The organism is Hirschia maritima DSM 19733, assembly GCF_000378345.1.
Lineage (GTDB): Bacteria > Pseudomonadota > Alphaproteobacteria > Caulobacterales > Hyphomonadaceae > Hirschia > Hirschia maritima.
The window spans coordinates 132665-143976 of the sequence record NZ_KB899545.1; the positions used below are offsets into that span (position 1 = coordinate 132665).

The 11312-nt window shown below is 45.5% G+C and carries 12 protein-coding genes; all 12 read left to right on the forward strand.

Translation table 11 applies throughout. The features are described 5' to 3' along the window. The first annotated feature begins 31 nt into the window (after nucleotides 1–31). Nucleotides 32–448: a phage major tail protein, TP901-1 family gene (locus F551_RS0105985; protein ID WP_018996587.1), complete on the forward strand. Its 417-nt coding sequence runs from the start codon at nucleotides 32–34 to the stop codon at nucleotides 446–448. A gap of 1 nt (nucleotide 449) precedes the next feature. Further along, the gene (locus F551_RS0105990) at nucleotides 450–728 is read left to right on the forward strand and encodes a hypothetical protein (RefSeq protein WP_018996588.1); all 279 of its coding nucleotides are present in this window, start codon (nucleotides 450–452) and stop codon (nucleotides 726–728) included. Further along, nucleotides 725–1354: a DUF2460 domain-containing protein gene (locus F551_RS0105995; protein WP_018996589.1), complete on the forward strand. Its 630-nt coding sequence runs from the start codon at nucleotides 725–727 to the stop codon at nucleotides 1352–1354. Before F551_RS0105990 ends, F551_RS0105995 begins: the two co-directional genes overlap by 4 nt. Nucleotides 1355–1365: 11 nt before the next feature. Further along, nucleotides 1366–2220 (forward strand): DUF2163 domain-containing protein, encoded by an 855-nt coding sequence (locus tag F551_RS0106000; RefSeq protein WP_018996590.1) that lies wholly within the window; start codon nucleotides 1366–1368, stop codon nucleotides 2218–2220. Then, a complete protein-coding gene (locus F551_RS0106005) occupies nucleotides 2220–2666 on the forward strand; it encodes an NlpC/P60 family protein (protein WP_026296683.1) in 447 nt (148 codons plus the stop codon). The genes F551_RS0106000 and F551_RS0106005 overlap by 1 nt, the downstream gene beginning before the upstream one ends. Before the next feature lie 21 nt (nucleotides 2667–2687). Beyond that, complete coding sequence (locus F551_RS0106010; protein ID WP_018996591.1) at nucleotides 2688–6452, forward strand: baseplate multidomain protein megatron; 3765 nt, start codon at nucleotides 2688–2690, stop codon at nucleotides 6450–6452. A gap of 72 nt (nucleotides 6453–6524) precedes the next feature. After that, complete coding sequence (locus tag F551_RS0106015) at nucleotides 6525–7484, forward strand: DnaJ C-terminal domain-containing protein (protein ID WP_018996592.1); 960 nt, start codon at nucleotides 6525–6527, stop codon at nucleotides 7482–7484. Nucleotides 7485–7599: 115 nt separating this feature from the next. Continuing rightward, nucleotides 7600–7920: a PepSY domain-containing protein gene (locus F551_RS0106020; protein ID WP_018996593.1), complete on the forward strand. Its 321-nt coding sequence runs from the start codon at nucleotides 7600–7602 to the stop codon at nucleotides 7918–7920. 3 nt (nucleotides 7921–7923) lie between these two features. Then, nucleotides 7924–8595, forward strand: a complete 672-nt coding sequence (locus tag F551_RS0106025; protein ID WP_018996594.1) for a response regulator transcription factor — start codon at nucleotides 7924–7926, stop codon at nucleotides 8593–8595. Between the two features lie 46 nt (nucleotides 8596–8641). Further along, nucleotides 8642–10057, forward strand: coding sequence for an ATP-binding protein (locus tag F551_RS0106030; RefSeq protein WP_018996595.1), 1416 nt, complete (start codon nucleotides 8642–8644; stop codon nucleotides 10055–10057). 12 nt (nucleotides 10058–10069) lie between these two features. After that, complete coding sequence (locus F551_RS0106035) at nucleotides 10070–10765, forward strand: tetratricopeptide repeat protein (RefSeq protein ID WP_018996596.1); 696 nt, start codon at nucleotides 10070–10072, stop codon at nucleotides 10763–10765. An 80-nt stretch (nucleotides 10766–10845) separates the two neighbouring features. Further along, nucleotides 10846–11310: a cytochrome c maturation protein CcmE gene (locus F551_RS0106040; protein WP_018996597.1), complete on the forward strand. Its 465-nt coding sequence runs from the start codon at nucleotides 10846–10848 to the stop codon at nucleotides 11308–11310. The last annotated feature ends 2 nt before the right edge of the window (nucleotides 11311–11312 follow it).

Genomic DNA, 11312 nt, shown 5'->3' on the forward strand with positions numbered 1-11312 from the left:
TCACAAAAATTGTAAAAATGGAGACCAGACTATGGCAACTCTACAGGGGCAAGATATGCTTGTGCGTGTGCGCAAGGATAACACTGACCAGAGCTTTGAGACGCTTGCGGGAATACGCAGAAGACAGTTCCGTTTATCAGCGTTAGGTGTCGACATGACGCATGTGAATTCCCCCTCAGGGTGGCGGGAGTTTATGCAAGGAGCTGGTGTGAAGTCTGTTGAGGTTTCGGGAGAGGGTGTGTTCGTTGACGCATTGTCAGATGCTAAGTTGAGCACAGCTTTTTTTGAGCGTGAAATTCCTGACTTTGAATTGGTTATCCCGGAGTTTCTAACTCTGAGGGGACCATTTTTAATCAGTGATTTGAATTATGGCGGACATCATTTTGACGAAGCTGAATTCTCAATCACGTTGAAATCTGCAGGTGCGCTTCAGGTGGAGGCCAACTGATATGCAGCAAGACAATAATCAGGAACTAGATGCATTGGCACAAGCTATGGGAGCAAGGTTGAGTAGTGAAATGCGAAAGGCCATGGCGCAGGGAGAGTTGGAATTCAAAGATATGGCTGAAAGATTGGCGCATGACATGGCCAAGTTGGTCTTGAAACAGGTTTTGGCTGGCCTTTCATCTCAATCCTCCAGTTTAGGAGAAAACGGAAACAATGTCTCGACAGGCCAGTTTTCTCAATTGCTTACTCAATTAGTGCAACAAAGGAGCAGATATCTATGAGCGGTTTCCATGATATAGAGCTTCCAATGAAATTTGCGTTAGGTGCCGCGGGTGGACCAGAGTGGAAGACGCATGTGACCCAATTGGCGTCAGGCAAAGAATTTCGAAGCGGGCAATGGTCCGGTAGTCGGCGTCGGTGGGAGGTAGGCGGAGCAGTGCATTCGCACGAGGATTTGGAGGCTCTTACTGCTTTTTTCGAAGCGCGACGCGGTCGGTTGCATTCATTTCGTTTTAGAGATGTAACAGATTGGAAGTCATGCTCGTTCGAGGATGAAATATCGCCAATTGATCAAAAAATTGGTGTCGGGAATGGCGATGAGACAAAGTTTTCCTTGTGCAAAGCCTACCATAGTGGGGTTCAGGCGATATCTCGTAAAATCTCAAAACCAGTAACAGAGACAATTCGCATTGCAATTGACGGGCAAGAAATCACTCAAGGCTGGGCGTTTGACGCAGACCTTTCTTTGGTGGTGTTTGATGAAGCACCGTTGTCTGGAGTGAATATCCATGCGGGGTTTGAGTTTGATCTGCATGCTCGATTTGATACTGATGTTTTAGCAGTCTCATTGGATCATTTAAATGCAGGCCGAGTTGTTTCTGCGCCCATTATTGAGCTTATTGATTAGCCGGAATTCCCATGAAAATTATAGAAGAAGAATTTGCCGCTCGGTTGAAATCGGGCGTTGTGACGACCTGTTTGTGTTGGGAATTCACACGACAAGATGGTCAAAAATTTGGGGCTACCGACCATGACGAAATGCTTCAGATTGATGACGTGGAATTTGAACCTGACCGGGCGCTGGCGAACCTAGAGTTTGTCACAAATGCAGGGCTAGCTCCTGGACACGTATCAGGGGATGGAGCTCTTTCCGCGACTTTTCTAAATCAAGAAGATTTGACTCTCGGCAAGTGGGATGGAGCGGAGGTGAAAGTTTGGCGCGTGGATTGGAATGCTCCTGAGCATAGGATCCATGTGTGGAGCGGTTATCTAGGTGAGGTTAAGTATTCTGATCGCGTTTTTAATGCGGAGTTGGTGAGTTTAAAATCGCGATTGGAACGACGCATTGGGCGTGTGTATGCGCGCCAATGTGATGCTGCTCTGGGAGAAAAGCGATGTGGAGTTGATTTGAAAGACGAAGCATTTGGTATCTCAACAGTCATTTCTGAAGTAATCGCCCTTGATCGCTTTCGCATTGATGGTTTGACAGGGTTTCATTCAGGTTGGTTTTCCAATGGAATGATGAAATCGGCGGATGGAAGAGTCCTCCGCATTACAGTTCATGAAGGCAATTACGTAAAACTGGAACGAGAAATTGAACTATCCCCTTTGGACGAGGTTCAACTGGTTGCCGGATGCAACAAAACTTTTGAAACTTGTAAATCCAAGTTTTCCAATGTTCTAAATTTTCAAGGGTTTCCGTATTTACCTGGAATGGATGCTGTTATTTCCGGTCCGTCCTCGGGCGGGCAGAATGATGGAGGCAAAAGATAATGCCTTCAGAACAAGAGATTATTGAAGAAGCAAGGAAATGGATCGGTACTCCATATCAACATCAAGCTAGTTGTCTTCAAGCTGGATGTGATTGCTTAGGATTGGTTCGCGGTGTTTGGCGTGAATTGATTGGGGGAGAGCCTGAATTGGTGCCGCCATACACTCCAAATTGGGCTGAACATAGTCGTCATGAAACACTTCAAGATGCAGCGCGTCGGCATCTAACTGAAATCCCGATAGGCAATACCCGACCAGGTGATCTGCTTCTTTTTCGTATGGCTCTTGGAGCACCAGCCAAACACATAGCAATAGTTAGTGAAACAGATGGCGGAAGACCCACGCGTATAATCCATGCCTATTGGGGGCGTAGCGTTGTTGAGACTTATGTAGGCAATTGGTGGATGCGAAGAATCGCGTCCGCATTTCGTTTCCCTGAAAATCAATAGAATTCAGAAAGGTGTGCTCTGATGGCTCAGCTTGTTTTTTCTACACTGGGCCAAAATATTGGTTCAGCTGTCCTGCCAAATGGTATTTCTGTTTTTGGTCAGCAAATCTCTGGAGCTGCAATTGGTCAATTTGTTGGCTCGGTAGCTGGTGCTGCTGTGGATTCATACTTGTTGGCTCCAAGGTTGGAAGGGCCGCGGATCAGCGAAGTGTATGTCACTGAAAGCCGGGAAGGAGCTTTCATTCCGCGTGCTTTTGGGCGCGTACGAGTTGGTGGGAATGTGATTTGGGCGGCTCGATTTAAAGAGCAAAAGCATGAAGAAGGTGGGAAAGGTGGTCCAAGTCAAACGAATTACTCTTATTCATTGAGTTTTGCCGTGGGTTTATGTGAGGGCGAAGTCTCCAGCGTTTCCCGCATTTGGGCAAATGGTGAGGAAATTGATCTGTCTCAAATCAATTGGCGTCTTCATAGAGGAAGCAAAGAGCAACTTCCTGATGCCTTGATTGAAGCAATCGAAGGCCAAGCACCAGCATATCGTGGATTGGCATATGTTGTGTTTGAGGATCTGCCACTTGATGCTTATGGCATACGAATGCCTCAGCTTTCTTTTGAAATTATGCGTCCAGTTAAGCGAGACAATAATGATTTACCTTGCATGGAAGATGCAATTGAATCTGTCAATTTGATCCCAGGCTCAGGTGAATTTGCATATGCGACCACAATAGTAAGGCGTGTGATTGGGGAAGGTGAAGAAACAGCTGAAAACATGCATAACGCTACCGGAAGTTCAAACTTTGTTGCTTCCGTTGATCAATTGATTGCTGAACTTCCAAATTTGAAACATGTCAATTTGATCGTTGGATGGTTTGGAAATGATTTGCGTTGTGGAGAATGCTTAATAAGACCGGGTGTGGAGATATCCGAAAAAGAAAACGTGCCGCTCGAATGGCGAGTAGCAGGAGAAACAAGGTCGGTTGCATATCAAATTAGTCAGGATGAAAATGGCCGTGCCAATTACGGCGGTACGCCTAGCGATGAAACGGTAGTTGAGGCTATTTGTGAACTAAAGGCACGTGGGATAGAGGTTACAATTTACCCATTCCTTTTTATGGACATCCCAAAAGATAACGGGCTGCCTGATCCTTATGGCAAAAATGAACAGTCTGTTTTCCCTTGGCGCGGGCGAATTACATGCACCAATGGCTCTGACGCCACAGCATTGGCAGGAGGTGAAGTTGAAGACTTCTTCGGTAATGGCGTTGATGACTGGAGATACAAGCAATTCATTCGACACTATGCTGAATTAGCGGTTCTTGCCGGCGGTGTTCATGCCTTCCTTATTGGAGCGGAGATGGTTGGTCTGAGTCGTATTCGATCAGCTCGGGGCGTATATCCAGCTGCGGATAAGTTCTCTGAATTGGCTGATCAAGTTAGAGGCATTGTTGGAGCTGATTGTAAAATATCCTATGCCGCTGATTGGACCGAGTATGGCGCTTACGTGCCAGAGGATGGTCAAAACGATATTGACTTTCCATTGGATGAATTGTGGGCCAATGCGAATATCGATTTCATCGGCGTGGATTGGTATCCGCCAATGGCTGATTGGCGAGCAATTGATGGTCATCTGGATCAATTGGCTGGTTGGAAGTCTATTTTTGATGTTGAATATTTGCAGTCTAACATTGAAGGTGGGGAAGCGTATGATTGGTATTATGCAAACGATTTAGATCGATCCACGCAATCCCGAACTTCTATTCAGGACGGTGGATACGATGAGCATTGGGTATATCGTCAGAAAGATATTCGCAATTGGCATGCGTCCACGCATACGCCGCGCAGAAATGGCGTGAAACAATCTCAATCAACATCGTGGATAGCAGGCAGCAAGCCGATCCGTTTTGTAGAGTTTGGATGTTCGGCGGTCGATATGGGACCAAACCAACCAAACGTGTTTTATGATCCCAAAAGTTCTGAAAGTGCGTTGCCGCATTATTCTTCAGGATCTCGAGATGACGTCATTCAACGCAATGTGATTGAAGCGTTTTGTGCCTATTGGAAAGCAGATGAATTGCTGGACGAACATGGTATTTCCATTTGGGCATGGGATGCACGTCCTTTTCCTGCATGGCCAAGACGTTCTGATATTTGGGGCGATGGCGATAATTGGAATTTTGGCCATTGGTTAAATGGTCGTGTTGGCTTGGCCCTTTTGCGGGACGTTGTGACCGATCTGACAAATTCCACAAACCTTTATGTTGATGTAGATGAAGTTTTTGGTTTGGTAAGCGGTTATGTCATTGATCGTTCCATGAGTATTCGGGACAGCCTTGAACCATTGAAATCGAGCTATGGCTTCCATTGCACAGAATTAGAAACTGGATTGAAAATCCGAAATAGCGGTTTTGATTTTCTTCATTTCAATATCGGTGATTTTGCAGTTCAGGATGAGGGATTTATTCGCACGCGTCCCTCTATGGAGCAAAATAGTGATGGAGTGCGTTTGAGATATATTGATGCACTGGCTGAATATTTGCCCGCGATAGCGATGTCAGGAAACGCGATACAACAAAACTATCGGGATGTTTCTTTGCCTTTGGTTATGGATGAAAGTTCTGCAGTGGAATTGGCCAAGAGAATTCATGATCAAGTTGTCGAAGGGAAAGAGGCTGCGAAAATTAGCGGAAGTCTGCAGTTTTTGGAGATTGAGGCGGGAGATTATATCCGGTTTTCTGAAGAGAATGAAAATTGGTTTGTCGAGAAAGTTCGGTCGTCAAAACATATTTCCATCGAACTTTCTGTACCTCCCCAAAATACTTTTTCATTAAAGGCTGGAAGCGTACCTTCTGTGGATAGAGTGCCTATCTTGAAGTCCTCGGCAATAGTTGAGATTGTTGATGCTCCATCATTACCAAGTGAAGAAGATGATGCGCGCCCGCTAGTCTTTGCAAGTATGGTTCCTTGGCAGGGGGAAATTGAAGTATTGGCAGGAGTTGAAGAAGGTTCATTCTCCAAACGCGCAATTCTTTCTCAGCCATGTATCATGGGGAGGTTAGCTTCTTCTTTGCCGCTTGGGCATTCAAGCAGGTGGATGGAGCATTCGGTCGATGTTCAACTGATTTCTGGAAAATTGGAAAGTGCTTCCAGAATTTCGGTTTTGAATGGCGCAAACGCGGCTTTGATTGAAACGGATGCAGGTTGGGAAATGCTTCAGTTTCAAAACGCGCTTCTTATTGCAGAAAATACATATCGACTATCTAAATTCTTACGTGGTCAACAGGGGAGTGATTCTATTCTTCTCTCTGAAATTGAAAGCGGTGCACGGATTGTTTTTCTTGATGGTAGTCACACTAGACTCAATTTGAACGACAGTGAGGTTGGATTGGATCTGAAGTGGAAAATTCAAGGGGAACAGGTCATAGAAGACACTTCAATTGGACGGAGTTTGGTGTGGCAACAAAAAGCATTGCAGCAATGGTCTCCAGTTCACTTAAAGGTCGATGAAGTAGAGGGTGGCGTAAGCATTAATTGGGTAAGACGTGGAAGAAAAAGTGCTGACAACTGGGAACTTAGTGAGCTACCCAGAGAAATTGGTGACGACTTTAAAATTGAAATTAAGAAGGCAAATACTTCAGTCAGAGAGTGGATCAGCTCAGATGATAAATTTGTGTATTCCAACGAATTGCTGAATTCAGATTTTGCTATGGGCGAAACGGTGATGATTGAAGTTCGGCAGCTTGGAATTAATGGAATGTATGGACATCCTGCAAAAGCTTATTATGTGAATTAAACAGAATAGCTTTCATTTTTTCAAAATCACGTTTAATTCCTTGAGTCTGTGTAAGTATAGGGAAAAGAATAGTTGAGCTGGGATCCGTATGCCGCATTAGGCGTAAGCAAAAATGCGACTGACAAAGAGATAAAATCTGCATACCGCAAACTAGCCAAAGAGCTACACCCTGACGTGCGCCCGAATGATAAAGCAGCAGAGACTCGTTTTAAGCGTGTGAGTGCAGCTTTTGGCCTTTTATCCGATCCCGATAAACGTGCTCTTTATGATCGAGGGGCCATTGATGCGGATGGCAATGAAAAGGCACCTCAATTTAGAGGTGGTTTCGGCGGAGGACACCAAGGGTATTCAGGAAGACCGGGTTCGGGGCCTGAAGGATTTGGTGGATTTGGCGGCGGCCAGCGAGCAGGACCGGATGTTTTTGAAGATTTGTTTGGCGGCATGTTTGGGCAAGGCGGTCGTGCGCGTGGTGGTGGATTTGGTAGCGGCTTTGGACAAGGGCAACAAGGTCCGGTTAAAGGGGCTGATGTTCGCTACAAGCTAGAGATAGATTTTCTGGAAGCAGTGAACGGAACGAGTAAACGAGTTGGTATGGCTGATGGCCGATCTCTTAATGTAAACATTCCAGCAGGCGTAGAGACTGAACAGACATTACGATTAAAATCACAAGGAGAGCCAGGGCCAGGAGGGATGAACCCTGGGGATGCTCTTGTTGAGATTATTGTAAAGAGTCATCCGGACTATGAACGTTCAGGGAGGAATATTCGGACCGATCTAAGAATCTCTCTAGTTGAAGCTGTTGAAGGTGGAAGAATTAAAGTGCCTACGCCATCTGGGGAGGTATCTTTAAATATTGCTGCAGGATCAAATAGTGGAAACGTGTTAAGATTGAAGGGTAAGGGTGTGCAAGTTAAAGGAAATCCTGGTGATTTACTTGTCCGTCTAATGGTAACCTTGCCAGATAAACCTGACTCTGAATTGCAATCATTCCTGAAAAACTGGCGCGGAAGAGATAAAACTGTCAGGGATTAATTCATAATCTAGTGTTCTACTTGCATGACTCCTCGTTGTGAAACTGAAAAGGTAATCCTTAAAGATGCATTTCGTTCAGATGGTGTTCAGAGCAAGCAGGATATTCGTTATTCCTATGATGCGTATATTTTCTCTTTCTGCCACCATTTTAGCATTGGTGATTGTTCCTGCCCAAGCACAGGCTTGGGGCGGTGATTCGTTAGTTCCTCAGAATGAAGCTCGAAATGCAGCTCAATCAGGACGAACCGTTCCTTTTGCGAAAATAAGTAGGCAGTTAAGAGAGAAATTTAGTGGTCAATTGGTAGATGCAGCTATGTACTCTCAAGTTGATGGCGGGTATCACTATAAGGTGACATGGATGGCCGGTGATGGAAAACGTCTTTTAGTTAAAGTCGATGCATTGTCCGGGAAAATCCTACATACTCGCGGAGGATAAAGAATGCGACTTCTCGTCGTTGAGGATGATCCAGATCTTGGGCGTCAATTAAAAACATCTCTTACAGAAGCCGGCTATGCAGTTGATTTGGCTGTCGACGGAGAAGATGGCCACTTCTTGGGTGACACCGAACCTTATGATGCTGTGATTTTGGACCTTGGATTGCCCAAAATGGACGGTGTTCGTGTTCTTGAACGTTGGAGATCTGACGGCAAAGTGATGCCAGTCTTGATCTTAACGGCACGTGATCGTTGGAGCGAGAAAGTCGCTGGATTTGACGCTGGTGCCGATGATTATCTGACGAAGCCTTTTATTACAGAAGAATTGTTGGCTAGATTGCGTGCGTTGTTACGGCGATCTGCTGGACATGCTAGTTCTGCTTTGGAGCTTGGTGATTTGCGAGTGGACACTAGCTCAGCAAGGGCGACAGTTGGTGGTCAACCAATCAAACTCACTGCGCACGAATATCGTGTGTTGAGTTATATGATGCACTATCAGGGACGGGTGGTTCCGCGCACGGAATTAGTAGAGCATATATACGACCAAGACTTTGATAGAGATTCTAATACAATTGAAGTTTTTGTTGGGCGATTACGTAAGAAAATTGGGGCAGATCGAATTTTGACCGAACGTGGCCTTGGATATCGTCTCGTTGACCCCACCGTAAAAGAGTAGTCCTTTCAGAGGGATCCTGCTTTTGAAAAGCTAATGAAATTCCATCGTGTCTGAACAATCCAACAATTGGCTAAATGTCATTTATCGAAAGGTTTGGGCTTCAATTGCGGGGCGTCTTGTGACGCTCTCTTTTGTAATGAGTATTATTGTCGTCGTATCGGCAACATTGTTCTTAGGTGGAAGTTATAGAAAAGAGACTGAAAAGCTCCTCAATAACGAGTTGGAAGCCACAATTCAAACGCTTACCAATGCGTTAAATTCTGATCCAGATGGAACAATCGTATTAGATCAGAATTTGCTTCCTAACGATCCAAGGTTTCAACGCGTGTTATCTGGCTGGTATTATGGATATCTTGATCTGGCTGATGATTTGTCGATACAAGAACCAGTTCTGTCTCGGAGTATTTGGGACGGAGGTTTACCGTTATCTCAAGCTCAGATAATCGAATCATATGAGAGTTTGGGGCAAGTTTTTTATCACAATGATCTAGATCCAGATGATCAACCAATACGTGTAGCTTTGAGGGCAGTTCTATTGCCTGATCGTGCCACTCCTGTTGCGCTATTTGCGGCGATCAACAGTCAGGCGGCTAAAGAAGCAGAATCGAGTTTACGTAACCGGCTAATCGCTGTTGTTGGTTTGATGTTATTGGGGATGCTGATTGCGATTGGTTTTCTGATACATCACGGACTAGCCCCTTTGAGGCGCATTCGCGAAAACCTGGATGCGATACGAGACGGTCGTGAGAGCCGCTTAATTGGTCATTATTCTACAGAAATAGAGCCGCTCGTTGATGATATGAACCGAGTTCTCGATCACAATCAGGAAGTCGTTGAGCGTGCCCGTACTCACGTGGGCAATTTGGCGCATGCCCTGAAGAACCCGATTGCAGTATTGATGAATGAAGCAGGTAAAGATGATGCATATTCTAATATGGTCAAAGAACATGCAAAGACCATGTGGAAGAATGTTGATCATTATCTGAGGAGAGCTCAAGCTGCAGCAAGAGCTGAAGTTTTGGGAGCAAGAACAGACGTAGAGCCAGCCGTTGAAGACATTGCAATTTTATTGGAACGAATTCATCGTGATAAAAATTTAGCTGTCGAAATTGATGTAGATGAAGCAGCAGTATTTAAGGGTGAAAAACAGGATCTTGATGATCTTGTAGGGAACCTTCTCGAGAATGCCGCTAAATGGTGTAAGAGACGAATGCGGGTAACTGTTCGAATAGAAAATGAACAGTTGGTGGTGTTTGTTGATGATGATGGCCCCGGATTGAAACCAGCAGAGCGAGAAATTGCGATGCAACGCGGACAAAGGCTAGATGAAACAGAACCGGGAACAGGATTGGGATTATCGATCGTGAAAGAACTATCAGAAATGTATGGCGGCTCTTTTACGTTGGATGACAGTCCATTTGGTGGGGTGAGAGCCCACCTGGTTTTGCCTGCTGCAGTTTAGAAAAGTAAATGTATGCTAGTTATTGGATTAGGCCTTATAGCCAGTTTGGGGTTTGCTTTCTGGATAGGCAACTCTTGGAAAAATAGAGCGGGCGTTTTCAGTGCTTTTGCTGCTGCGCTGGTTTTATACAGTTTTGTCGGATCGCCGTCTTTGGGAGATTTGCCTTTGCATGAGCGTCTTGAAGAGATGCGGTCACTGAGTCCACAGGAAGTGACCGGTGACCAATGGATTGCTTTGTTGCAACAAAAGGCCAAGGAAGACCAAACCGATCCAACGGCTCATAAATTCATTGGTGATATCTTGATGCAACAGGGGAAGCCTGAGGAGGCGGTCAAAGCATATCAGTCTGCTTTGCGCCGTGATCCTAAGTTTGTAGATGTTCTAAGCCCTATGGGAGACGCGCTTGTAGCGATTGAAGGCGGCCGCGTGACGGAGCAAGCTCAGCAAATTTATTTGGCAGCTTTTTCTGCAAATACGAATGATGTAAAAGCTGCATTTATGCCGGGTATGAAATTTTGGCTTGAAGGCGATCGGGATGCTGCAAGAAAATGGTGGGATAAAGCGCTCTCAATGATGCCAGAAGGATCTCAAGCGGCTACGGAGTTTTCAGGGCAGGTAGAATTGTTGCAGCAGGCTATGGCAAATGTTGCACAAGAAGAAGAGCAAATTCCGCAAACGAAAGAACCTGAAACAGTCCCATCAGAGTGAGACGGCTCGTCACATAGTCGAAGTCTGGTTATGTCCGAGAGTATGGTTATAGTGATATCTTCAGAAAGAGGAAAAGAATCATGCGCGCACGTTCGCAAAGAGCTTGGTTGATAGCGGTCGCTGGAGTGTTACTCGTGGGTGCAGTAACGCTCGTTATGTCAGCTCTAGGAGACAATGCGAGCTATTCTAGAACACCAACAGAAGTAGTCACTGGAAACATTGTTTCAATCGGTGAACGCGTGCGCATAGGTGGACTAGTTGGTACTGATTCTGTTGAGCGTGGACCAGGTGCTCTCATTAAATTTGAAATTACTGACGGCGAGTACGGCGTGGACGTCACATATGATGATTTACCGCCAGATTTGTTTGAAGAAGGCCAAGGGATTGTCGCCGAAGGTGTGTATCAACCGGATGGAAGTCTTAAAGCCACAAGATTGGTCGCTAGGCATGATGAAAGTTACATGCCTAAGGAGGCATATGATGCACTTAAAGCAGCGGGCGGAGAAGCTGCTGTGGAAGCGGCAAAATACGGAGAAACTAGCTAACG

Excerpts from the sequence above, each read along its gene's own strand:
- F551_RS0106020 (WP_018996593.1), top strand. The coding sequence starts at position 7,600 with ATGATGCGTATATTTTCTCTTTCTGCCACCATTTTAGCATTGGTGATT.
- F551_RS0106010 (WP_018996591.1), top strand. The coding sequence starts at position 2,688 with ATGGCTCAGCTTGTTTTTTCTACACTGGGCCAAAATATTGGTTCAGCT.
- F551_RS0106035 (WP_018996596.1), top strand. The coding sequence starts at position 10,070 with ATGCTAGTTATTGGATTAGGCCTTATAGCCAGTTTGGGGTTTGCTTTC.
- F551_RS0105990 (WP_018996588.1), top strand. The coding sequence starts at position 450 with ATGCAGCAAGACAATAATCAGGAACTAGATGCATTGGCACAAGCTATG.
- F551_RS0105995 (WP_018996589.1), top strand. The coding sequence starts at position 725 with ATGAGCGGTTTCCATGATATAGAGCTTCCAATGAAATTTGCGTTAGGT.
- F551_RS0106000 (WP_018996590.1), top strand. The coding sequence starts at position 1,366 with ATGAAAATTATAGAAGAAGAATTTGCCGCTCGGTTGAAATCGGGCGTT.
- F551_RS0106005 (WP_026296683.1), top strand. The coding sequence starts at position 2,220 with ATGCCTTCAGAACAAGAGATTATTGAAGAAGCAAGGAAATGGATCGGT.
- F551_RS0105985 (WP_018996587.1), top strand. The coding sequence starts at position 32 with ATGGCAACTCTACAGGGGCAAGATATGCTTGTGCGTGTGCGCAAGGAT.
- F551_RS0106040 (WP_018996597.1), top strand. The coding sequence starts at position 10,846 with ATGCGCGCACGTTCGCAAAGAGCTTGGTTGATAGCGGTCGCTGGAGTG.
- F551_RS0106025 (WP_018996594.1), top strand. The coding sequence starts at position 7,924 with ATGCGACTTCTCGTCGTTGAGGATGATCCAGATCTTGGGCGTCAATTA.